The sequence below is a fragment of the Aeromonas sp. PS2Canimalfood6 genome, from assembly GCF_048276795.1.
GTDB lineage: Bacteria > Pseudomonadota > Gammaproteobacteria > Enterobacterales > Aeromonadaceae > Aeromonas > Aeromonas caviae.
Map to the genome: position 1 here is coordinate 56,512 of NZ_JBLUXC010000007.1, position 21,962 is coordinate 78,473.

At 56.1% G+C, this 21,962-nt stretch carries 20 protein-coding genes; 9 read left to right on the plus strand and 11 right to left on the minus strand.

Translation table 11 applies throughout. The features are described from left to right. The first annotated feature begins 76 nt into the window (after positions 1–76). From ACNPAA_RS04925 to ACNPAA_RS04935, 3 genes are all read left to right on the plus strand, one after another. Complete coding sequence (locus ACNPAA_RS04925; RefSeq protein ID WP_101531332.1) at positions 77–1,711, plus strand: DarT ssDNA thymidine ADP-ribosyltransferase family protein; 1,635 nt, start codon at positions 77–79, stop codon at positions 1,709–1,711. Between the two features lie 35 nt (positions 1,712–1,746). Then, positions 1,747–2,451 carry a DarT1-associated NADAR antitoxin family protein gene (locus ACNPAA_RS04930; protein WP_101531331.1) on the plus strand — a complete coding sequence of 235 codons (705 nt, stop codon included), beginning with the start codon at positions 1,747–1,749 and terminating at the stop codon, positions 2,449–2,451. A gap of 182 nt (positions 2,452–2,633) precedes the next feature. Beyond that, entirely contained in the window at positions 2,634–3,089 is a 456-nt protein-coding gene (locus tag ACNPAA_RS04935; protein WP_408762931.1) for a YcgN family cysteine cluster protein, read from the plus strand. A gap of 665 nt (positions 3,090–3,754) precedes the next feature. On the opposite strand, the gene pflB is transcribed toward ACNPAA_RS04935, so the two are convergent. From pflB to ycaO, 3 genes are all read right to left on the minus strand, one after another. Then, entirely contained in the window at positions 3,755–6,037 is a 2,283-nt protein-coding gene (gene pflB / locus ACNPAA_RS04940) for a formate C-acetyltransferase (protein ID WP_010674504.1), read from the minus strand. 41 nt (positions 6,038–6,078) lie between these two features. Next, positions 6,079–6,927, minus strand: coding sequence for a formate transporter FocA (gene focA / locus ACNPAA_RS04945; protein ID WP_010674505.1), 849 nt, complete (start codon positions 6,925–6,927; stop codon positions 6,079–6,081). Positions 6,928–7,314: 387 nt separating this feature from the next. Then, positions 7,315–9,069 (minus strand): 30S ribosomal protein S12 methylthiotransferase accessory factor YcaO, encoded by a 1,755-nt coding sequence (gene ycaO, locus ACNPAA_RS04950; RefSeq protein WP_198497479.1) that lies wholly within the window; start codon positions 9,067–9,069, stop codon positions 7,315–7,317. Positions 9,070–9,404: 335 nt separating this feature from the next. Here ycaO and ACNPAA_RS04955 point away from each other — a divergent pair, with 335 nt between their 5' ends. Further along, complete coding sequence (locus ACNPAA_RS04955) at positions 9,405–10,088, plus strand: B3/4 domain-containing protein (protein WP_039039002.1); 684 nt, start codon at positions 9,405–9,407, stop codon at positions 10,086–10,088. Positions 10,089–10,304: 216 nt separating this feature from the next. Here the strand turns inward: ACNPAA_RS04955 and sugE are convergent, their stop codons facing one another. After that, positions 10,305–10,619 (minus strand): quaternary ammonium compound efflux SMR transporter SugE, encoded by a 315-nt coding sequence (sugE, locus tag ACNPAA_RS04960; protein ID WP_041211362.1) that lies wholly within the window; start codon positions 10,617–10,619, stop codon positions 10,305–10,307. A 340-nt stretch (positions 10,620–10,959) separates the two neighbouring features. Between sugE and asd the strand changes: the two genes are divergently transcribed. Continuing rightward, positions 10,960–12,072 carry an aspartate-semialdehyde dehydrogenase gene (gene asd / locus ACNPAA_RS04965; RefSeq protein WP_039039005.1) on the plus strand — a complete coding sequence of 371 codons (1,113 nt, stop codon included), beginning with the start codon at positions 10,960–10,962 and terminating at the stop codon, positions 12,070–12,072. Positions 12,073–12,188: 116 nt separating this feature from the next. On the opposite strand, the gene cspD is transcribed toward asd, so the two are convergent. Further along, positions 12,189–12,407 (minus strand): cold shock-like protein CspD, encoded by a 219-nt coding sequence (gene cspD / locus ACNPAA_RS04970; protein WP_010674510.1) that lies wholly within the window; start codon positions 12,405–12,407, stop codon positions 12,189–12,191. Positions 12,408–12,635: 228 nt separating this feature from the next. On the opposite strand from cspD, the gene clpS reads away from it, so the two are divergent. Both clpS and clpA read left to right on the plus strand, forming a co-directional pair. Then, entirely contained in the window at positions 12,636–12,953 is a 318-nt protein-coding gene (gene clpS, locus ACNPAA_RS04975; RefSeq protein WP_005325410.1) for an ATP-dependent Clp protease adapter ClpS, read from the plus strand. 60 nt (positions 12,954–13,013) lie between these two features. Beyond that, complete coding sequence (gene clpA, locus ACNPAA_RS04980) at positions 13,014–15,266, plus strand: ATP-dependent Clp protease ATP-binding subunit ClpA (protein WP_010674511.1); 2,253 nt, start codon at positions 13,014–13,016, stop codon at positions 15,264–15,266. 69 nt (positions 15,267–15,335) lie between these two features. Here the strand turns inward: clpA and infA are convergent, their stop codons facing one another. The 3 genes from infA to aat all read right to left on the minus strand — a co-directional run bounded on the left by infA (position 15,336) and on the right by aat (position 17,043). Beyond that, the gene (infA, locus tag ACNPAA_RS04985; RefSeq protein WP_005300033.1) at positions 15,336–15,554 is read right to left on the minus strand and encodes a translation initiation factor IF-1; all 219 of its coding nucleotides are present in this window, start codon (positions 15,552–15,554) and stop codon (positions 15,336–15,338) included. A gap of 68 nt (positions 15,555–15,622) precedes the next feature. Continuing rightward, a complete protein-coding gene (locus ACNPAA_RS04990) occupies positions 15,623–16,339 on the minus strand; it encodes an arginyltransferase (RefSeq protein ID WP_010674512.1) in 717 nt (238 codons plus the stop codon). Next, complete coding sequence (gene aat / locus ACNPAA_RS04995) at positions 16,336–17,043, minus strand: leucyl/phenylalanyl-tRNA--protein transferase (RefSeq protein WP_039039162.1); 708 nt, start codon at positions 17,041–17,043, stop codon at positions 16,336–16,338. Before aat ends, ACNPAA_RS04990 begins: the two co-directional genes overlap by 4 nt. A 17-nt stretch (positions 17,044–17,060) precedes the next feature. Here aat and ACNPAA_RS05000 point away from each other — a divergent pair, with 17 nt between their 5' ends. Continuing rightward, positions 17,061–17,531, plus strand: coding sequence for a glycine zipper 2TM domain-containing protein (locus tag ACNPAA_RS05000; protein WP_041211363.1), 471 nt, complete (start codon positions 17,061–17,063; stop codon positions 17,529–17,531). An 83-nt stretch (positions 17,532–17,614) separates the two neighbouring features. Here ACNPAA_RS05000 and ACNPAA_RS05005 read toward each other — a convergent pair whose 3' ends face one another. The 3 genes from ACNPAA_RS05005 to ald form a co-directional block, all read right to left on the minus strand. Then, the gene (locus ACNPAA_RS05005; protein WP_029314438.1) at positions 17,615–18,856 is read right to left on the minus strand and encodes a diguanylate cyclase; all 1,242 of its coding nucleotides are present in this window, start codon (positions 18,854–18,856) and stop codon (positions 17,615–17,617) included. Positions 18,857–18,914: 58 nt separating this feature from the next. After that, positions 18,915–19,865, minus strand: a complete 951-nt coding sequence (gene trxB, locus ACNPAA_RS05010; protein ID WP_010674516.1) for a thioredoxin-disulfide reductase — start codon at positions 19,863–19,865, stop codon at positions 18,915–18,917. Positions 19,866–20,048: 183 nt separating this feature from the next. Continuing rightward, entirely contained in the window at positions 20,049–21,164 is a 1,116-nt protein-coding gene (gene ald, locus ACNPAA_RS05015; protein ID WP_010674517.1) for an alanine dehydrogenase, read from the minus strand. 150 nt (positions 21,165–21,314) lie between these two features. On the opposite strand from ald, the gene lrp reads away from it, so the two are divergent. Next, positions 21,315–21,806 (plus strand): leucine-responsive transcriptional regulator Lrp, encoded by a 492-nt coding sequence (gene lrp, locus ACNPAA_RS05020; RefSeq protein ID WP_005300047.1) that lies wholly within the window; start codon positions 21,315–21,317, stop codon positions 21,804–21,806. Positions 21,807–21,962: the final 156 nt, after the last annotated feature.

A 21,962-nucleotide genomic window follows, 5' to 3' on the forward strand; every position in this document is an offset into this window, starting at 1 on the left:
TCATTTAATTTAACACCAGTCTATATTTATTATACTTTGTAAGTTGATGCTGAGTTTATGAAGCACAACATACGATATGAGTAATATTTATGTTGAAATGGGGGGGATGATGGAGATAATAATTTGGATTTTTATATTTTTCTTTGTAATTGGCTTTTTTTCGTCAGGAAAAATGAAGAATGGAAATGATAAAGCAAAATCATTTAAATTAAATCGTGATACACAACAAAAAACTGATAATAATGTTTCTCAATTTTTCAGTGTGGATTCAATTCTAGGAACGACAGTAGACGGGGTAAAAACATTTAATTCCGCAATTGGAGAATTAAATGACTATGTTCGCTTTGAAAGTGAAGTACAAAAAGCGGTGTCAGTGATTAAAGGAGAGTGTAGTTTCGAACGTTGTGTCATCACAGACTCATTAGATAGTGCTGAACGTAAATTATCAATTGAAAAATATCTAGGTGATGATGAGGAGCGCAGAAGGCAACATTACAAGTTCGTGGAGGAAATAATCTCCAGTATGCCTGAGAGGTCAGAGCGATTCGATATGACATCAGTGCCTGGCTTTGAAACTCGCTTATGCATTGACATGGTTTATACAAACTCACCTCACCCAGAACAAAAAATTGAGCTTGCTATAAAAAATAGACATGAAAATATAGTAGAAGAACATAATGTATTTTTGACTATAATAACAAACAAAATAAAGAAAGATCATCAATTGCGTCTTTTATTTGAGGAAGAGTTGCAAAAAAAATCACCTGATGTTTTGAAACGCATTCATTGTTTTGAAGCTGGGGGGGAATGGCGCTATGTTAGAAGTTTTAGAGAGGCTAAGAGAACAGAAACACCAAGGTTCAACTTCAACGTTGCTGATGTCATAGCTGGAGTTAATTCCTCTGTATCAAAGAAAATTGAAGTAAGGGATAAATATACGACATCTGACTCTCCAACATTTTTATCGCCTGAAAATATGGATGAGAGCCAACTACTATGGCGAAAAACTGTTGATGCATTGGCACCAACGATAAAGAAGAATAAAGTAAAGCATAGTAAGACAACACAAGATATTGAAAGTATTGTCACAACCCTAGAAATTCCATTTCTGTTACATTTTACTCAAGCCACTAACTTGCCATCGATCCTTAATCATGGACTCTATTCTATAGAGAAGGCCAAAGAAGCTGGTATTGTAACTAATATAAATGATAACCTTAGATTAGATAACCGACTTAACGGTACTTCAGTTTCAATTGCATATCCAAATGCTAAAATGTTATACAAATATAGAATAGAAAAACCTAAAGCTGATTGGGTAATTATAGCTATTGATCCATCTGTTTTATGGGAAAAAGATTGTGCATTTTGCAAAAAGAATGCAGCAACTAAATTTATTCGTGATCTACCGGTCAATCAATTAAAAACAGCACAAGCTTTCCAAAGTATGTTTGATGAAGTTAATGACATCAATGGTTCATTAAGAAAAAAGCTAAGTCTTTATTCTTGCGATCCAACAGATGTTCAGGCTGAAGTTTTGGTTCTTGATATTATTGAACCTCAATATATCAATGCTATCCTATTTGAAAAAGGAGACGTATATGATGAGTATGCTATTGACATTTTAATCTCTGGAGTTCATAAAGCATTTGTTTCTGGAGATGGAATAGTAGATTTTTTTGCTCCTCGTACAGCTGTTCGCAAGAACTAGGCAAGTAGTGCTATATATAAATTAGGAGAGAAGTAGTGGCAATCAGACCTTTATTCACCCCCTCGCTTGTTGGTAATTCATTGGTTTTAACCAAACATGTAGAGTTTGAATGGTTTCCAGGCATGAGTATGTCACAAAAACAGAAATCTATTGATTCACTGCATGAGGAGGTGAAAAAAACACATGGTATTGAGTCGGTATTGGAAGTATCTAGTAAGTCTCGTGAACAGCTCGGCGTGGCATTGAGTGCTTTTAATCTTAAATTTACGACTATGAAACACCAACGTGATATTAGTGTTGAGTGTGCATTCCAAGGGAGCAAGGTCTTTGAAAATGGGGGGCCATTCACAGATCTTTTTGATGTGACCTCTTTAGAAGCAAAGCGAGATGAAAGGTTGCAGTCATCGGGAAAACTTACCGGCTTTATGTTTTATGATGTATCTTGGGAACTTGAACCACAAACAGCATTCTATGATTGGCTCTACATTAATGCATTGAAGAAGCGTGACGATTCCACAATAAGAAGAATTTTAACTTATTCAGCGTTTACGGACATTGAATTCAATCCTAAAAAATCTATTAACTGTCAAGCTTATACTGTTGCCCTATTCTCATCATTGTATAAGCGAGGTTTGTTGCAAGAGGCTACTTCATCTAAAAATTCATTCTTAAAAGTCATGAAAGAGTCGTTAATAAACAATGCTCGGCAGGATGACAATATACAGCCCAGGCTTTTTTGACCGCGTATATTGGGCTTCGCAGGCTCAGCCACAACCTACAAGTGGGATAGATTGGGCATAGGTTGACGCTGAGCGCAGCCCAACGTTTATCAAAGCCCAATTTACGCAGTCCTCACCTTGAAAAATCGGGCCATAGGGCGTATAACCACGCGCTTGTCAGTGTATTGAGTGAGCCAATTTTTATGCAGCATAGTGAACCTGTGCAGAACGCCCCCTTTTGGCAGGTTAAAAGCCTGCAACAGATGACCATGACGGAGTGGGAGTCCCTGTGCGACGGCTGCGGCAAGTGCTGCCTGAACAAGCTGATCGACGAGGACACCGAGGAGCTGGTGTTCACCAACGTGGCCTGCAACCTGCTCAATACCAAGACCTGCCAGTGCTCCGACTACGGCAACCGCTTTAAAAAAGAGCCGGACTGCCTGCAGATCACCCACGACAAGATTGCCGAGTTCAACTGGCTGCCCTCCACCTGTGCCTATCGCCTGCTGGCGGAGGGGCAGAGCCTGCCAGAGTGGCATCCCCTTATCACCGGCAGCCGCAGCGCCATGCACCAGGCCGGCCAGTCGGTGCGCGGCAAGGTAGTGCACGAGGCGCAGGCTGGTGACTGGGCCGACCATATCATTACCTGGGCGAGCTAAGCCTTAATCCGCCGTTTATTGCTTACTACAGGGGCAGGGGAGTGAGACTTCGCTGCCCCTGTTGTTTTTGGGATATAAGGGATGCGTTTTTGTGATAAAGGTAGTGTAAAGTTCTGCTGTGAGATGAACGTAGTGAGGGGGATGAGAAGCCGTCTCTAACGCCGTCTGTATTCGTTCAATCGCTTTTAGACACAAGGGCAGCAGAGTCCACACTCCGCTGCCCTTGTTGCTTTCTGGCGTCTTCTGGCGATGTAGTGTTGTTCTCCTCAGCCTGGCCCTCTCCCAAGGGGAGAGGGAAGGGGGCGGGGGATGTTTTACAGCGTCCGCGACGATAACGTTTCTCTGTTCTGCTGTTCTGCTGTTCTGCTGTTCTGCTGTTCTGCTGTTCTGCTGTTCTGCTGTTCTGCTGTTCTGCTGTTCTGAGTACCTGAGTGCCTGAGTGCCTGAGTGCCTGAGTGCCGGTGGGCACATCCGTGCATCAAGCGCAGGAGAGGAGTGGAGAGGGGCATCATAGAGAGGGGCGTTAGGAGGCTAACGTCTGGCCGAGCCTGCGGCTCAGAGCCCACGAGCCAGCCGGCCTGGGAGGTGGGAAGCGGCTTGCACACTGCCAAACAGCCATAAAAAAACCGGCGCCTTGGCGCCGGTTTTTGTTCTCCGAGACTCTATTACAGAGAAGCGGTGAAGGTACGGGTGATGACGTCTTGCTGTTGCTCCTTGGTCAAGGAGTTGAAGCGAACGGCATAACCGGATACGCGGATGGTCAACTGCGGATATTTCTCCGGGTTTTCCATGGCGTCCAGCAGCATTTCACGGTTCATCACGTTGACGTTCAGGTGCTGACCACCTTCCAGGTTGGCTTCGTGGTGGAAGTAACCATCCATCAGGCCGGCCAAGTTGGCTTTCTGGGCTTCCATGTCTTTGCCCAGCGCGTTCGGCACGATGGAGAAGGTATAGGAGATACCATCTTTGGCGTAGGCGAACGGCAGCTTGGCAACGGAAGTCAGGGAAGCAACGGCACCCTTCTGATCACGACCGTGCATCGGGTTGGCACCCGGGCCGAACGGCGCACCGGCGCGACGACCATCCGGGGTATTACCGGTCTTCTTGCCGTACACCACGTTGGAGGTGATGGTCAGCACGGACTGGGTAGCCACGGCACCACGGTAGGTGTTCAGCTTCTGAATCTTCTTCATGAAGCGCTCGACCAGGTCGCAGGCGATGTCATCGACGCGAGCGTCGTTGTTGCCGAACTGCGGGTACTCGCCTTCGATTTCGAAGTCGATGGAGACGCCATCGGCATCACGTACCGGCTTGACCTTGGCGTACTTGATGGCAGACAGGGAGTCAGCGGCTACGGACAGACCGGCGATACCACAGGCCATGGTGCGATAGACGTCACGGTCGTGCAGCGCCATCAGGGAGGCTTCGTAGCTGTACTTGTCGTGCATGTAGTGGATGATGTTCAGCGCAGCAACGTATTGCTTGGCCAGCCAGTCCATGAAGTGATCCAGTCTGTCCATCACGTCGTTGTAGTCGAGGTACTCGGAGGTGACCATTTCGGTCTTAGGACCGACCTGGATCTTGAGCTTCTCGTCCATACCGCCGTTGATTGCATACAGCATGGTCTTGGCCAGGTTGGCACGGGCACCGAAGAACTGCATCTGTTTGCCGACGATCATCGGGGACACACAGCAAGCGATGGCGTAGTCATCGTTGTTGAAGTCCGGACGCATCAGGTCGTCGTTTTCGTACTGAACGGAAGAGGTCTCGATGGATACCTTGGCGCAGTACTTCTTGAAACCGACCGGCAGCTTCTCAGACCACAGGATGGTCAGGTTCGGCTCAGGGGACGGGCCCATGGTGTACAGGGTGTTCAGCATACGGAAGCTGTTCTTGGTGACCAGGGTACGGCCATCAACGCCCATACCGGCCAGGGTCTCGGTGGCCCACATCGGGTCGCCGGAGAACAGTGAATCGTATTCCGGGGTACGCAGGAAGCGAACCATACGCAGCTTCATGACCATGTGGTCCATCAGCTCCTGGGCTTCTTGCTCGGTGATCAGGCCTTTTTGCAGGTCACGCTCGATGTATATGTCCAGGAAGCTGGAGGTACGACCGAAGGACATGGCCGCGCCGTTCTGGGACTTGACCGCCGCGAGGTAGGCGAAGTAGGTCCACTGTACGGCTTCTTTGGCGGTCTTGGCCGGTACGGAGATGTCGCAGCCATATTTGGCAGCCATCACCTTCATCTGGGCCAGGGCACGGTGCTGCTCGGAGATCTCTTCGCGCAGACGGATGGTGGCTTCCAGGTTGACACCGTTTTCCAGGTCAGCCTGCAGGGACTTGAACTGGGCCAGTTTGTCGGCCATCAGGAAGTCGATACCGTACAGGGCAACACGACGGTAGTCACCGATGATACGGCCACGGCCGTAGGCATCCGGCAGACCGGTGATGACGCCGGACTTGCGGCAGTTCAGGATGTCTTTGGTGTAGACGTCGAACACGCCCTGGTTGTGAGTCTTGCGGTACTCGGTGAAGATCTTCTCGACCATGGGGTCAAGCTGGCGACCGTACACTTCGCAAGAGGTCTTGACCATCTTGATACCGCCGTTGGCGATGATGGCGCGCTTGAGCGGTTTGTCGGTCTGCAGACCAACGATTTGCTCCAGGCTCTGGTCGATATAGCCGGCATCGTGAGCGGTAATGGTGGAGGGCAGGTCGGTATCAAAATCGACCGGCGCGTGAGTGCGGTTCTCGATCTTGATGCCTTCCATGACCTTGTCCCACAGCTTGGTGGTGGCTTCGGTCGCGCCAGCCAGGAAGGACTCGTCACCTTCATACGGGGTGTAGTTCTTCTGGATGAAGTCACGGGTGTTGACAGAGGTCTGCCATTCACCGGCTGCGAAGCCTTCCCATGCTTTTTGGAACTGTTCGTTAAGTTCTGCCATTTTCATTACCTCTCAAGGTATTTATGTGTCTGCCGCCATCCTTAATGATGGCGACGGAAGATAAACCAGTAAGTCAGCCCAACCATGACGCCACCACCAATGATATTACCGATGGTGACAGGGATGAGGTTGTGCAGGACGAAGTTGGACACGGTCAGGTCGGCAAAGGTCGCCGGATCCTGGCCGATGGCCTGCCAGAATTCCGGGCTCGCGACGCTGTGGATGGCGATACCGACCGGGATCATAAACATGTTTGCAATGCTGTGCTCAAAACCGGAGGCCACGAACATGGCGACGGGAAGCAGCATCACCATCACCTTGTCGGTGGCGCTGCGGGCGCCGAAGGCCATCCACACGGCGAGACACACCATGAGGTTGCAGAGGATGCCAAGGGCCACGGCCTCGAAGAAGGTGTGATGGATCTTGTGCTGGGCCACTTTCATGGCGTTCAGCCCCCACTGACCATCCGCTGCCGTGTATTCCGCCGACATGATGATGAGGCCGACGATGATGAGACCGCCGATGAGGTTGCCGAAGTAGACCAGTCCCCAGTTCTTGAGCAGCTGGGCCCAGCTGATGCGATTCGCCGCCTTGGCTACCAGGGTGAGGGTAGTGGAGGTGAACAGTTCGGCGCCGAGCAGGACGCAGAGGATGAGACCGAGGGAGAAGCAGATGCCGCCCACCAGCTTGGACATGCCCCAGGCCATGCCGCTTGAGCCCGTGGTGACGGTGATATAGAAGACGAATGCGATGGCGATGAAGGCGCCAGCGGTGATGGCCAGGGGAATGACCTTGTATGCGGGCTTGGTGGCCTTGGCATAGGTAATGTCTTCGGCCAGGGCGGCGATGGCTTCGGGCTTCAGACAATCAAAGGGAGATTCTGCTTTCAATTCTCAGTACCTGCATATTTTGCCTGTGGAAATCATAACAAAGGGGCTGATCCCCAAAATTGACTCCGATCAAGAATTACAGATTGTGAATGTAATTTTACTACAGGATTTTTCGCCATCCGGAAGCGTTTCTTTACACCAGGTTTCAGGTGAAACAGAAATGAGTCTGTTATTAATTTTATGATTTTTAAGAACTTATAAAGGGCGCCCTGAAAAACGTACCGGCAAGGCACCTGTGCGGCCGCACTGCACCATGAGTGCCAAATTAACAACCCCCTAAGAGGTATTTTTTGTCTTTTATTTCATCTTTGTGGCACGGCCAGCCAAAGCGTAGACCATAAAACAGAAGGGGCCATAAGGCCCCTTCGTCACGCTAGCATATCAGTTTCAGGTATGGATTCGTTTGGCTTTTTGCAATTTCTCGTAAGCGGCCAGCAGTTTCTGGTGCAGCGGGAACTGGGAGAGGGAGAGATCGGCGGCTTCCAGACCGTGGAAGCGCGCCTCGCCGCGGGCGTTGGCCCACGCCTGCGCCAGGGTCTCTTCCCCGAACATGCGGGCGAACACCGGGCGGTACTGCTCGGGGTCGCGTTCCTCGTCGAGGAAAAGCTCGACGCAGGCGCGCAGGGCGCGGTAGTAAGCGGCGCGATCCGCCGGGAACACCGACTGGTTGAACTCCATGGTCCAGTCGATGAGGTCGAGGGCGCTCTCCAGGTCACCAGCGGCCAGCGCCAGCATGGCTTTGAGCTCACCGACGCGCAGGGTGTGCAGGGCAGTGCCCTTGGCGGCGGCGATGCCGAGCAGCTCGCGTACCCGGGTCCGCTCGTCGTGACCCTCTTCATCCAGCTGGTCGAACAGCGCCATGTACTGCTCAGCGTCCCACTCGAGCGCCGGCAGCGCCAGGATGGTTTCCCGCAGGTGGGCCCCCATGGTGTTGTTGGCCAGCAGCAGATCTTCCACCGGATAGATGTCGGACATGCCGGGCACCAGGATACGGCAGGCGTAGACACCCAGGTGCTCGTAGTCGGCGATGTAGACCGGCTGCTCCAGCTCGTGGAAGATGCCGATCAGGTGGTCGAACTCCTCTTGCGAGGTGCCACGGAAGTCCCAGTCGGCAAACTCGAAGTCGGACTCTTCCTTGAACAGATCCCAGCTGATGAGGCCGGAGGAGTCGATGAAGTGGGTCTCCAGGTTGTGGTGATCCGCCACCTGCTCGTTGTCGAACGACGGCGGCACGAAGACGTCCAGATCCTTGAGACTGCGCCCTTGCAGCAGCTCGGTGACGGTGCGCTCGAAGGCGACCTCGAAGCGCGGGTGGGCGCCGAAGGAGGCAAAGCAGGTGCCGTTGCTCGGGTTGAGCAGCACCACGCAGATGACCGGATAACGGCCGCCGAGGGAGGCATCGAAACTGTAGATGGGGAAGCCTTCGGCTTCCAGCGCATCGATGGAGGCCTTGATGCCGGGGTAACGGGCGATGACCTCGCCCGGGATCTGGGGCAGGCTGATGGCCTCGGCGATGATCTTGTTCTTCACGTGGCGCTCGAACACCTCCGACAGCCCCTGGGTGCGGGCTTCGGTGCGGGTGTTGCCGGCGCTCATGCCGTTGGAAACATACAGGTTGCCGACGATGTTCATCGGGATGTAGACGGTCTGGTGATCAGACTGGCGCTCGAAGGGCAGGGCGACGATGCCGCGTTCCTCGTTGCCGGATTGCAGGTCCACCAGCATGTCGGCGGTCACTTCACCGTCCGGGTTGTAGAACTTGCGGGTGAAGGAGTCGAGCAGACCAGTGGGAAGCTGATCCCCCTCGATGGGGAACCACTTCTCGTTCGGGTAGTGGACGAAGTCGCCATTGGCGACCTGCTCGCCCAGGTAGAAGTCGGCGAAGAAGTAGTTGGTGGAGAGACGCTCGAAATATTCGCCAAGGGCGGAGGCGAGCGCCGCCTTCTTGCTGGCACCCTTGCCGTTGGTGAAGCAGAGAGCGCACTCCTTGTCCCGGATGTGCACGGACCAGACGTTGGGCACGGGGTTGAGCCAGGAGGCCTCTTCGATATCAAACCCCAGGGCTTGCAGCTTGGTCTGGAAGCGTTCAATGGAATCTTCCAGCGCTGCGTCCTTGCCGGGAATAAAAGTGTGGTCGGTCATCACAATGTCCTGATTTTATGGGCTCATGTTTGGACGCAGATAATAGCATGAGTGACGGGGAAAGCGGCCAGGGCAATGGTGTGGGTTTGCCCAGGTCTGCATTGGAGGGGCGGGGTGTGGCAGTGGGGTCGGGTGGTGCGCTGCGGGGCGGCGATTTTTCATGGGAAAGAGGGTTGGGTCATCAGTTTTACTTAACACAATTAAGATAAAGTAAATTTTATTATGACCCTGTGCCCTTCATCATGGCGTCAACCGTTGGTGGGGGGAGGAAAAGAGGGGAGCGCCCGTGCCCGTTCCGCCCCCCCGTCTTGATGAACCTTGACCAGGAGTGCTGAATGTTCCCGATGATCCCCCGTATCGACCCCGAGATAGCCAGGTTGGCGCCGGGCTTTTGTGCCCTCAGCATCGTGGTGGAAGCCGCCCCCGTGATTGACACTCTGGTGGGGGAGCGGGCCCTGGCCCGGGCATGTGCGGCCCTTGGCACCGACGAGGCCCCCTGGGCCCTTGAACATCTGGCCGCCTGGGATCAGGTATTCAAGGGGTTTGGCGCCAAGCCTGCCCGCACGCCCTGCTCGGCCCAGGCACTGCGCAAGCGGGTGCTGCGCGATGGCGTCTTGCCCGCCATCGATCCCGTGGTCGATCTCTACAACGCCATCAGCATCGAGTATGCCATTCCCGTGGGCGGGGAGGATCTGGCGGCCTATGTGGGAGCGCCGCGCCTGGTGATTGCCGATGGCAGCGAATGCTTTGACACCCTCAAAGAAGGGCTGCCAACCCAGGAGGCACCGGCTCCCGGAGAGGTGGTGTGGCGGGACGATCTCGGCGTCACCTGTCGCCGCTGGAACTGGCGCCAGGGGATCCGCACTCGCCTGAGCCTCTCTTCCCCCCGGATGTGGTTCATTCTGGAGTGTCTGCCGCCGATGCCGCGCACGGCCTTGTGGGAGGCCGGCGACAGGCTGATTGCCGGTCTTACGCAGATGATGCCTGGGGCCCGCATCGAGCAGACGCTGGTGGAGTGATTGAAGGAGCAGACGAAAAGATAAAAGGAGGCGCCTCATGCTCGCCCGGGCGGTCATGGGGAGGATCTTGCTCGCCATGCCACGTCTGTGCCGCCCGCCTTTACCCACCGCCTGCGAACACATCAGCAAGCAGAGGAACACGGCAACACGCCGGGCTGACATCGCCCCCTGGAGCTTGCCACGTCGGGGCCGGTGTACCCGGCCCTTTCAGCGCGCCTAACCGATGAATTTCAGACCCAGGATCCCGCCGATGATCAGCAGCAGGCAGAGCACCCGGGCCAGGGTGGCCGGTTCGTTGAACAGCCAGATCCCCATCAGCACGGTGCCGACCGCGCCGATGCCGGTCCAGACCGCATAGGCGGTGCCAAGGGGCAGCTGTTTGACCGCCATGGCGAGCAGCAGCACGCTCACGGCCATGGCGATCAGGGTCAGCAGGGTGGGGAGGGGACGGCTGAAACCGTCGGTGTATTTGAGGCCGATGGCCCAGGCGACCTCGAAAAGGCCGGCCAACAGCAATAGCAACCAGGACATAAGGCAGATTCCGCAGGAAGCAGGGTCGTCCCTGCGTATCAGGAGGCCTCGGGGCCGTCCCCGAGGGGCAGCGGGGCTGCCGGTCGGTCTCAATGATGCCCCAACTGGAGGCAGGATGCCAACCGGCTGCCCGCAGGTCGGCCAGGTCGACGGATATTGCAGCGAATGGCACAGAATATTGCGCAATTCGACTTGCGCCCGCCGTCACAATCCGTAATGTGGACAGACGCATTTTTTGCAACTCATATATTGTGAATCCCTTGTAAACGGCTGGCGCCAAGGCAGGGGGTCACGGGTACCACACACGATTTCTATAAGCAGCTATCCAGGGTAGGACATTATGAAAAAAGTAGGTTTGGTCGGTTGGCGTGGCATGGTGGGTTCGGTCTTGATGAGCCGGATGCAGGAAGAGAAGGATTTTGCCCGCATTCAACCCACCTTCTTCACCACCTCCCAGGCCGGTGAGGCCGCCCCCAATTTTGGCGTCGATGCCGGCACCCTGCAGGACGCCTTCGATCTCGAGGCGCTGGCCGCGCAGGACGTCATCATCACCGCCCAGGGCGGCGACTACACCAAGGATGTCTATCCGCGTCTGAAAGCCGCCGGCTGGCAGGGCTACTGGATTGACGCTGCCTCCTCCCTGCGCATGGAGAAGGACGCGGTCATCATCCTGGATCCGGTCAATGGCGACGTCATCGAACACGCCCTGAACAACGGCATCAAGACCTTCGTTGGCGGCAACTGCACCGTCAGCCTGATGCTGCTGGCCCTGGGTGGCCTGTTCAAGGCCGATCTGGTGGAGTGGGTGAGCGTGGCCACCTATCAGGCGGCCTCCGGTGGTGGTGCCCGCCACATGCGCGAGCTGGTCACCCAGATGGGCATGCTGCGGGATGAAGTGGCGGTGGAGCTGGCGGATCCCGCCTCCGCCATCCTCGACATCGAGCGCAAGATCACCGAGAAGACCCGCTCCGGCACCCTGCCGGTGGACAATTTCGGCGTACCGCTGGCCGGTGGCCTCATTCCCTGGATCGACACCAAGCTCGACAACGGCCAGAGCCGTGAAGAGTGGAAGGGCCAGGCCGAGACCAACAAGATCCTGGGTATCGAAAACGCCGCCATTCCGGTGGATGGTCTGTGCGTGCGGATCGGGGCCCTGCGCTGCCACAGCCAGGCCTTCACCATCAAGCTGAAAAAAGATGTGCCCTTGGCCGAGATCGAAGCCCTGCTGGCCGCCCACAACGACTGGGTCAAGGTGATCCCGAATGATCGCGACATCACCGCCCGCGAGCTGACCCCGGCTGCCGTCACCGGCACCCTCAGCATCCCGGTGGGTCGTCTGCGCAAGCTCAATATGGGTCCGGAGTACCTGGCCGCCTTTACCGTGGGTGACCAGCTGCTGTGGGGCGCCGCCGAGCCGCTGCGTCGCATGCTGAACATCCTGCTGGCCCGCTGAGGTAGCTGCAGCAGGGAACAGGGAAGGCCTGGCCTTTCTTGTTCCCCTCTTCGTGCCTGTCCATAAAAAAGCGGCATCCCTTGGGATGCCGCTTTTTAATTTATCCAGTTTGACTCTTAGATGTTCTGTGCTTCGTTTGGCACGATGACAGAGGCATGATTTCCTTTCGGCCCCTGCTGCAGTTCAAAGTTGACTGCCTGACCTGCTTTCAAGGTCTTGTAACCTTCCATTTGAATCGTGGAGTAGTGAGCGAAGATGTCTTCACCACCGCCTTCCGGACAGATAAACCCAAATCCTTTTGCGTTGTTGAACCACTTGACTGTTCCGGTTGCCATACATCTACATCCTTTTATTGATTACCCTGAAGTCGTTGAGTAACCTGCGCCAGCCTTATATAACTAGGGCATGACCCCGTAGCAGACGGGCGCCGATTAGCAAGTAACCAATCTAGTCCAACTTTTAAGCGAGTCAAGAAGTTGTTAACAACCGATGTGATCTGGTTAACAAGTCTATTGACAATCTTGAGCGACACGGTAGTAATCTAGAGGTACCAAAGCGCAACTATGAGCAAGCAGAAAGAACTCTTTGCTAATGAAGAGATTGCAGAGGCAGAGAAAACGAAGCTGCAACCGCCACCCATGTACAAGGTCGTCCTGAACAACGACGACTACACACCGATGGAGTTCGTGGTGGAGGTGCTGCAAAGGTTCTTTGGTATGGATCTGGAGAAGGCCACTCAGGTGATGCTGAGCGTGCATTATAGTGGTAAGGGGGTCTGCGGCACATTTACCGCCGAGATTGCCGAGACCAAAGTGGTCCAGGTCAACACCTATTCACGTAACAACGAACATCCACTGCTATGTACCATGGAAAAGGCTTGAATCTGATGACTTGATGGCGATAACGACACCGCATTGTTGCTGTACTGAGGGGAGGTGCCTATGTTGAACAAAGATCTAGAAAAGACGCTGAACGAGGCTTTCAAGCTGGCCCGTGACGAGCGCCACGAATTCATGACCGTCGAGCACCTGTTGTTGGCCCTGCTGGATAACAGCTCAGCCCATGAGGCGCTGAGTTCATGTGGTGCGGATGTGGAACAGATGCGCAAAGAGATCCGCGCCTTCATCAATCAAACGACCCCGCTCATCCCCCGTGACGACGAAGACAGGGAAACCCAGCCGACGCTGGGCTTCCAGCGCGTGCTGCAACGTGCCGTCTTCCATGTCCAGTCGTCCGGCAATACCGAGGTGAGCGGTGCCAATGTCCTGGTCGCCATCTTCAGCGAACAAGAGTCCCAGGCCGCCTACTTCCTGAAAAAAGCCGAAATAAGCCGCCTGGATGTGGTGAACTTCCTGTCCCACGGGGTGCGCAAGGACAACAAGCCCGAGAGTGGTGGCAACAATGCGGAATCTGATGACGAGGTATCCTCTGCCCAGATAGAAAGCTTTGCCACCAACCTCAACCAGCTGGTGCTGGAGGGGCGCATCGATCCGCTCATCGGCCGTGATCAGGAGCTCAATCGCACCATTCAGGTATTGTGCCGCCGTCGCAAGAACAACCCCTTGCTGGTCGGGGAAGCCGGGGTGGGCAAGACCGCCATCGCCGAAGGGCTTGCCTACCGTATCGTCAAGGGGGATGTGCCCGAGGTGATTGCGGGTAGCACCATCTACTCCCTGGACATGGGCTCCCTGCTGGCGGGCACCAAGTATCGTGGTGACTTCGAGAAGCGCCTCAAGGTGCTGCTCAAGCAGATCGAACGTCAGGAAGGGGCCATCCTCTTCATCGACGAAATCCACACCATCATTGGCGCTGGTGCGGCTTCCGGTGGCCAGCTGGATGCGGCCAACCTCATCAAACCGCTGCTCTCCAATGGTTTGCTGCGCTGCGTGGGCTCCACCACCTACCAGGAATATGCCCAGATCTTCGAGAAGGACAGGGCTCTGGCTCGTCGCTTCCAGAAGATCGACATCGTCGAACCCACAGTAGACGACACCACTCGCATTCTGATGGGACTCAAGAGCCGTTATGAGTCTCACCATGGCGTGCGTTATACCGTCAAGGCGATCCGGGCGGCGGTGGAGCTTTCCGCCAAGTACATCAATGATCGCCATCTGCCTGACAAGGCCATCGACGTCATCGACGAAGCGGGTGCAGGGCAACGCCTCTTGCCCGTCAGCAAGCGCAAGAAGGTGATCAATGTGCCGGAAATCGAGGCCATTGTTGCCAAGATTGCTCGTATTCCCGAGAAATCTGTCTCCTCCTCCGACAAGGAGGTGCTGAAGAATCTGGAGCGCAATCTCAAGATGGTGGTGTTCGGGCAGGACAAGGCCATCGAGGTGCTGACCGATGCCATTCGGTTGTCACGTTCAGGGCTTGGCAACGAACGCCGACCTGTGGGCTGCTTCCTGTTTGCCGGCCCGACCGGGGTGGGCAAGACCGAAGTGACCCAGCAACTGGGCAAGGCGCTCGGGGTCGAGGTATTGCGATTTGATATGTCGGAATACATGGAACGCCATACCGTGTCCCGGTTGATCGGGGCTCCTCCCGGTTACGTGGGATTCGAACAGGGAGGGCTGTTGACCGACTCCGTCCTCAAGCATCCGCACTCCGTCGTGCTGCTTGACGAGATCGAGAAGGCGCACCCGGATGTCTTCAACTTGCTGCTGCAGGTGATGGACAACGGTACCCTGACGGACAACAACGGGCGCAAGGCAGATTTTCGCAATGTGATCCTGGTGATGACCACCAACGCAGGGGTTCAGGAGACCCAGCGCAAGTCCATCGGCTTCCAGCAGCAGGACATGAGCCATGATGCCATGGCGGTGATCAACAAGACGTTCAGTCCGGAGTTCCGCAACCGGCTCGATCACACCATCTGGTTCAACCATCTCGACATGGGAGTGATCCATCAGGTGGTCGACAAGTTCATCGTCGAGCTGCAGGTTCAGCTGGATGCCAAGGGCGTTTCACTGGAGGTGTCTGAAGAGGCGCGCCACTGGTTGGCAGAGAAAGGGTATGACAGGGCAATGGGAGCAAGACCCATGGGCCGGGTCATTCAGGAGCACCTCAAGAAGCCCCTGGCCAACGAGATCCTGTTCGGTTCCCTGGTCGATGGCGGCATTGTGAAGGTCGAGCTGGTGAACAACAGCCTCAGCTTTGATTTTCAGGTCAACGTTGAAGCTGTCTCTCACTGACTGTGAGCAAGGCCGGAAATGACAAAAAACCCCAACCGAGAGGCTGGGGTTTTTTGCTGAATTCCTGGCTTAGCGAGAGCGGAAAACAATACGTCCCTTGGAGAGATCGTACGGAGTCAGAGCCACCGTTACTTTGTCCCCAGTCAGGATACGGATGTAGTTTTTGCGCATCTTGCCGGAAATATGAGCGATAACCACGTGACCATTTTCCAGTTCCACACGGAACATGGTATTGGGCAAGGTTTCGAGAATGGTACCCTGCATCTCAATACTGTCTTCTTTAGCCATTGAATCCTCTTGATAAGCCACAACAAAAAACCGCTGGATCATGCCGGATTTAAGGCTATGTGTAAAGTTTACTCGGGCTTGGTGTCGATTTTTTTCCATTCGCCCTGTACCAGCAGCTCATGGGGCAGGTATTGGCGCTTGTAATTCATCTTGCGGCACTCCTCCACCAGATACCCCAGATAGAGCCACTGACGACCGGTACGTCTGGCCAGTTCCAACTGGCTCAGGATGGCGAAGGTGCCGAGCGACCGATCGGCATAGTCGGGGTCGAAGAAGGTGTACATGGCGCTCAGAGAGTGGGGAAGCAGGTCCGTGGTGGCCACGCCGATGAGGCGTCCCTCCTTGCGCATCTCCAGATAGAGGGGGGGCATCCAGTCGCAGTGCAGGAATCCCTTGTATTGGGTCCGGCTCGGTGGATACATGCTGCCATCCCGATGACGTTCACGGATATAGCGTTCATAGAGCTGGTAATACTCGGGCTTGTCGTCATAGCTCAGTACGAGTTCGAGATCTCGGTTCAACTGGCGGATGCGTTTCTGCCCACGGCTCGGGGTGAAGCGTTCACTGTGTATGCGCAAGGATTGGCAGGCGCTGCAGGCGGGGCAGTGAGGACGATAGATGTCGTTGCCACTGCGCCGGAATCCTGCCGTCAGCAGCCGTTCGTACCCGGCGGCGTTGAGCAATTCATGGTCCATCAGGACCAGCAACTGCTCCTGCTCGTGACCGAGGTAGCTGCACGGGTGCCTGGGGGTCAGCCCGACCTTGAGGATCACTTCTTCACTCATAGGCTGATTCTCCTCGGTTGCCAGCATCCCTCTTGCAACGGTTGCCGGGTCAGGGTGGCCAGGGTGGTCAGAAAGCGCTGCCTTGGCCACTCCTGAACGCCCAGTGTGGCCAGAAAGTCGTTTTGCATCTGGCAGTCGATGAGGGCACCGCCGTGCCCTGCAAAGTGGCGACAGAGGGCCACCATGGCCAGTTTGGCGCCATTGTCGATGCGGCTGAACATGGATTCACCACAAAAGAGTCGGCCCAGGGAGAGGCCATAGAGACCTGCCTGCAACTGATCATCCTGCCAGATCTCGATGGAGTGGGCATGACCGAGGCGATGAAGGCGCCGATAGGCGTCGATCATGGGGGCACTTATCCAGGTGCCGCTGGCGGTGCGACGGGGGGCGGCGCAGGCTGCAATGACGTCATCAAAGGCGCGATTGATGTAAATCTCGAAGGGGGTGCGGCGCAAACACTTCTGCAGGCTGCGGCCGATGTGGAGTTCCTCGGGCACGATGACTCCCCTGGGATCCGGTGACCACCACAGCAGTGGCTGATGGGGTTCATTCCACGGAAAGATCCCGCTGTGGTAAGCTGCCAGCAATCGAGCGGGGGAGAGATCTCCCCCAATCGCGAGCAGCCCGTTGGGCTCTTCCAGCGCATGGCTGGGGGAGGGAAACCAGCACAGCTCATCATCCAGTTCGGTAAGATAGCGAGACATAAGGCAGAGGTTCATAGATGAAGGCCATTATCCTGATAGTATCCAGCTTGCTTGGCTTTGTCACGGCGCCGGCCTGGAGTGCGGTGTATGAACGCAACACGGCGCGTCCGGTGGAGCAGGTGGTCTTCGGCCAGGTGGATGCGGTGCGCAACATCACCCAGCGCCAGATGGTGGAATCAGAGCATTCCGGCTGGAAAACGCTGGGAGGGGCCGTGCTTGGCGGGCTGCTCGGCAACCAGTTTGGCGGTGGGCACGGGCGGGAGATTGCCACTGCGGTCGGAGCGCTGGCGGGAGCGGCGGCGGTGCAGCAGTTTCAGTCAGGGGGCAGCGTGGTGGAGAACAAGCTGGTGGAGCTGCTGATCCGCAACGAGCAGAACGGGCTCATCAACGTGATCCAGGATTACGATCCGGCCATGGTCTTTGCGCAGGGCGACAAGGTGCGCATCCTCTATTTCAGCGATGGGGTGCGGGTCGACAAGACCTATTGAACGGTGAAGAAGGGATTGACCCGGCGGCCGCCACACAAGGGGCGCCGGGCGGTACTACACGGAGTGCCTCTGCTGATGCTTGCTCAGACGTCCTGACAGACTATCTTGTCTCGCCCGGTATTCTTTGCCTGATACAACTGGCGATCTGCCTCGCTCAGCGCCTCGTCCATGGAGAGCCGCCCGACATTGATGACGCCGAAACTGGCGCGTACAAAGAGCGATATCTCCCGGGACAGCGGTTGCTGGCGCATTTGCAGACGAAGCCCTTCCAGTCGCTTGAGCAGCACGGGAACGGGGCAGTGGGGCACCATCAGGGCAAATTCTTCACCACCGAATCGGGCTATCATGGCATCCGGGAAGAACTGGGTGAGCAGCCTGGCCAGATGACAGAGCAGCTGATCGCCGATGGCATGCCCCCAGTGATCATTGACCTGCTTGAAGTGATCCACATCGAGCACGCACAGGGAGAGCTGCGCCTGATGGCGCTGATGCTCCTCGAACCACTTTTGACCCTCGTTGAACCAGTAGCGTCTGTTGTAAAGTCCGGTCAGGTAGTCTCGGTTGGCCGATTCCTGGATGTTGTTGAACTGCTCAAGGGCCTCCAGGTTGTGGCTGACCCGGCACTGCAGCTCCTCGGGTTCAAAGGGCTGATTGAGAAAATCATTCGCCCCTTGCTTGAGGTAGCGTGCCGAGAGGCCGTGTTTGTCCGATACCGAGATGCCGATGATGGCGAGCTGCTGCTTGCTGTAGCGCTCGCGCAGCATTCGCACCAGGCTGATGCCGTCGATCTCCGGCATGTAGTAGTCCACCAGCATCAGGCGAATGGCGGGGTGCTGCTCGAGCTGCGCCAGCGCATCGCGGGCTGAATTGGCCTCGTGCACCTGCAACAACTGCTTGCGCAACTGGGCCGCGGTGCGGTGACGGGAGGTGCGTGAATCGTCGACCACCAAGACTTCGATGGCCTGGTTGAGGTAGAGGCGGTGCACCAGACCGACGGCATATTGCAGGGAGTGACGTGAATCCTTCATCACATAGTCCAGCACCCCGGCTTCCAGCCAGGCTTCCCGCTTCTCTTCGCTGATGTCGGCCGTCAGGATCACCACCGGCAGCCCACGCTCCCTCAGCACGTTGACAGCCTCTCCGCCGGGGGCGTCCGGCAGGGTGAGATCCACCAGGGCGACCACATAATCTTCCCCATGGCAATCGCGAGCCCCTTCAAGGGTATCGAACGCGTCGATTTCCAGCCCGGTCTGCTGCGCAATGGCCTGGGTCAGCATGCGGCGTACCGTCAGGCTGTCTTCCACTATCATTATTTTTCGTTTCATCCTGCTCCTTGCAATAAAAAAGGGCATGCCAACTGGCATGCCCTTTATATCCTTCCGATTATTGTGCGTCCAGATATCGCTCTGCATCGAGGGCGGCCATGCAGCCGGTTCCCGCGGAGGTGATCGCCTGGCGGTAGACGTGGTCGGCCACGTCGCCGGCGGCGAACACGCCCGGGATGCTGGTCTGGGTTGCGAACCCTTCCAGTCCGCCACGCACTTTCAGATAGCCGTTTTCCATCGCCAGCTGCCCTTCGAAGATCTGGGTGTTGGGCTGGTGACCGATGGCGATGAAGACCCCCATCAGCGGCAGCTCGGAGGTGGTGTCATCCCGGGTGCTGCGCAGGCGCACGCCGGTGACGCCCATGTCGTCACCCAGTACTTCGTCCAGGGTCTGATGGGTGTGCAGGACGATATTGCCGCTCTCGACCTTGTCGTTGAGGCGCTTGATCAGGATCTTCTCGGCGCGGAACTCGTCGCGGCGATGGATGAGGTGCACCTTCTTGGCGATGTTGGCCAGATAGAGTGCCTCTTCCACGGCGGTGTTGCCGCCGCCGACCACGGCCACTTCCTGATTGCGGTAGAAGAAGCCGTCACAGGTGGCGCAGGCGGAGACGCCGCGGCCCTTGAAGGCCTCTTCTGAGGGCAGACCCAGGTATTTGGCGGAGGCGCCGGTGGCGAGGATCAGCGCATCGCAGGTGTATTCCCCGTTGTCGCCCTTGAGGCGGAAGGGACGCTCGGTCAGCGTCACTTCATTGATGTGATCAAAGAGGATGCGGGTATCGAACTTCTCTGCATGTTCTTTCATGCGCTCCATCAGGGCCGGGCCGGTCAGCCCTTCCGCGTCCCCTGGCCAGTTTTCCACTTCGGTGGTGGTGGTCAGCTGACCACCTTGCTGCATGCCGGTGATGAGCAGGGGATTTAGGTTGGCGCGAGCGGCATAGACGGCCGCAGTGTAACCTGCCGGACCGGATCCCAGGATCAGCAGTTTGCTGTGAGTGACTTGGCTCATGATGTGATTTCCGAGACGTGATGAGTTTGCGCGATTGTAGGTAATTCGTGATCCGTGGTCAAAGGCCAGCGCATCGATTGGGGCAATCGCCAACAAGAGGGGTGAGCCGGGGATGGCAGGCCAAAAAAAACCGCCCATCGCGGGCGGATTTTCACTCATCTACCTCCCTTTGCAGGGACGCGATCAGTTCAGCAGGGTCAGGGGATCCGTGTAAGCCAGGTTGTGGGCCACGGCAACCTCCTTGCAGGTGATTTTGCCCGCCATCACGTTCAGGCCGTGCAACAGGTGGGGATCGGCGAGCAGTGCGTTGCGATAGCCCTGTTCGGCCAGCTTGATGATGAAGGGGAGGGTGGCGTTGTTCAGGGCCACGGTGGAGGTCCGTGCCACGGCACCCGGCATGTTGGCCACGCAGTAGTGCACCACCTCGTCGACGATGAAGGTGGGATCTTCATGGGTGGTGGCATGGGAGGTCTCGACACAGCCGCCCTGATCGATGGCCACGTCCACGATGGCCGCACCGGGTTTCATGCGAGCAATGTGGTCACGGCTGACAAGTTTTGGCGCAGTGGCGCCAGGCACCAGCACGCCGCCGATGACCAGGTCTGCCGCCAGCAGATGGCGCTCCAGGGTCTCGCGGTTGGAGTAGACCACCTTGGCAGCCCCTTGGAACTCGCTGTCGAGACGGCGCAGGGTATCGACGTTGTTGTCGAGGATGGTGACGTCGGCACGCAGGCCGACGGCCATGCGGGCTGCGTTGGAGCCCACCACACCACCACCGATGATCACCACCTTGGCCGGTTCCACACCGGGCACACCGCCGAGCAGCACGCCGCTGCCGCCACGGGATTTCTCCAGTGCCTGGGCACCGGCCTGAATAGACATGCGTCCGGCCACTTCCGACATGGGGGCCAGCAGGGGCAGACCGCCACGACCGTCCGTGACGGTTTCATAGGCGATGCAGACGGCACCACTGTCGATGAGATCCTGGGTCTGGGCCAGGTCCGGCGCCAGATGCAGATAGGTAAAGAGGGTCTGGCCGGGACGCAGCATGGCCCGTTCCACTGCCTGGGGTTCCTTGACCTTGACGATCATCTCCGCCTTGGCGAAAACTTCGGCAGCGGAGGCCAGGATCTCGGCTCCGGCAGCCAGATAATCTGCGTCACTGAACCCAATGCCATTTCCTGCGCCGCTTTGGACGAAAACAGTATGGTTTCGTGCTGTCAGTTCACGTACACTGGCCGGAACCATGCCTACGCGATATTCATGGTTTTTTATTTCCTTAGGTACACCGATAATCATGCTATCCCTCGTCTATCGATTGGTGGTTTATGTTGCCTAGATGTTAAGCGACATTTGCGCCTAGTATATTCAGGTATTGACAGGATTTGTGACCATTATTATAAAATGACTGGTGATTCTTACCAAAAAATAGCCAAAGGATGGAATTAAATGATGGAAGCTAAGAGTCGGCTAAAGGATTTGGACAGGATTGACCGCAACATTCTGAATGAACTGCAAAAGGATGGCAGGATTTCGAACGTTGAGTTGTCCAAACGAGTTGGCCTGAGTCCCACACCGTGTCTGGAACGGGTTCGTCGCCTGGAGCGACAAGGGTATATCGAAGGATATGCCGCCATTCTGAACCCTCATTATCTGGACGCGTCTCTGCTGGTGTTCGTGGAAATTACCCTCAATCGTGGCGCCCCCGATGTGTTCGAGCAGTTCAACAAGGCTGTTCAGGTGCTCGAAGAGATCCAGGAGTGCCATCTGGTGTCCGGTGATTTCGACTATCTGCTCAAGACCCGCGTCAGCGACATGTCCGCTTACCGCCGCCTGCTGGGTGAAACCCTGCTGCGTCTGCCGGGCGTCAACGACACCCGCACCTACGTGGTGATGGAAGAGGTCAAACAGAGCAGTCGTCTGGTGATCAGCACCCGATAAGCGGGGTTGTGCTGTGACTTGCAAGTTCCATGACGAGTCACGATAGTCAGAAACGAGCGGCCGGTCCGCTCGTTTCTTCTTATAGAGAGTTTCAGGCCCGCCCTCAGGCACTGGCTGACAATCGGTGGGCTTTTCAGGGATACTAGGCCCCCTATC

What these genes read in the sequence shown, in the direction of transcription:
- ACNPAA_RS04925 (WP_101531332.1), top strand. Translation starts at nt 77, where the DNA reads ATGAGTAATATTTATGTTGAAATGGGGGGGATGATGGAGATAATAATT.
- ACNPAA_RS04935 (WP_408762931.1), top strand. Translation starts at nt 2,634, where the DNA reads ATGCAGCATAGTGAACCTGTGCAGAACGCCCCCTTTTGGCAGGTTAAA.
- pflB (WP_010674504.1), bottom strand. Translation starts at nt 6,037, where the DNA reads ATGGCAGAACTTAACGAACAGTTCCAAAAAGCATGGGAAGGCTTCGCA.
- ycaO (WP_198497479.1), bottom strand. Translation starts at nt 9,069, where the DNA reads ATGACCGACCACACTTTTATTCCCGGCAAGGACGCAGCGCTGGAAGAT.
- ACNPAA_RS04955 (WP_039039002.1), top strand. Translation starts at nt 9,405, where the DNA reads ATGTTCCCGATGATCCCCCGTATCGACCCCGAGATAGCCAGGTTGGCG.
- sugE (WP_041211362.1), bottom strand. Translation starts at nt 10,619, where the DNA reads ATGTCCTGGTTGCTATTGCTGTTGGCCGGCCTTTTCGAGGTCGCCTGG.
- asd (WP_039039005.1), top strand. Translation starts at nt 10,960, where the DNA reads ATGAAAAAAGTAGGTTTGGTCGGTTGGCGTGGCATGGTGGGTTCGGTC.
- cspD (WP_010674510.1), bottom strand. Translation starts at nt 12,407, where the DNA reads ATGGCAACCGGAACAGTCAAGTGGTTCAACAACGCAAAAGGATTTGGG.
- clpS (WP_005325410.1), top strand. Translation starts at nt 12,636, where the DNA reads ATGAGCAAGCAGAAAGAACTCTTTGCTAATGAAGAGATTGCAGAGGCA.
- clpA (WP_010674511.1), top strand. Translation starts at nt 13,014, where the DNA reads ATGTTGAACAAAGATCTAGAAAAGACGCTGAACGAGGCTTTCAAGCTG.
- infA (WP_005300033.1), bottom strand. Translation starts at nt 15,554, where the DNA reads ATGGCTAAAGAAGACAGTATTGAGATGCAGGGTACCATTCTCGAAACC.
- ACNPAA_RS04990 (WP_010674512.1), bottom strand. Translation starts at nt 16,339, where the DNA reads ATGAGTGAAGAAGTGATCCTCAAGGTCGGGCTGACCCCCAGGCACCCG.
- aat (WP_039039162.1), bottom strand. Translation starts at nt 17,043, where the DNA reads ATGTCTCGCTATCTTACCGAACTGGATGATGAGCTGTGCTGGTTTCCC.
- ACNPAA_RS05000 (WP_041211363.1), top strand. Translation starts at nt 17,061, where the DNA reads ATGAAGGCCATTATCCTGATAGTATCCAGCTTGCTTGGCTTTGTCACG.
- ACNPAA_RS05005 (WP_029314438.1), bottom strand. Translation starts at nt 18,856, where the DNA reads ATGAAACGAAAAATAATGATAGTGGAAGACAGCCTGACGGTACGCCGC.
- trxB (WP_010674516.1), bottom strand. Translation starts at nt 19,865, where the DNA reads ATGAGCCAAGTCACTCACAGCAAACTGCTGATCCTGGGATCCGGTCCG.
- ald (WP_010674517.1), bottom strand. Translation starts at nt 21,164, where the DNA reads ATGATTATCGGTGTACCTAAGGAAATAAAAAACCATGAATATCGCGTA.
- lrp (WP_005300047.1), top strand. Translation starts at nt 21,315, where the DNA reads ATGATGGAAGCTAAGAGTCGGCTAAAGGATTTGGACAGGATTGACCGC.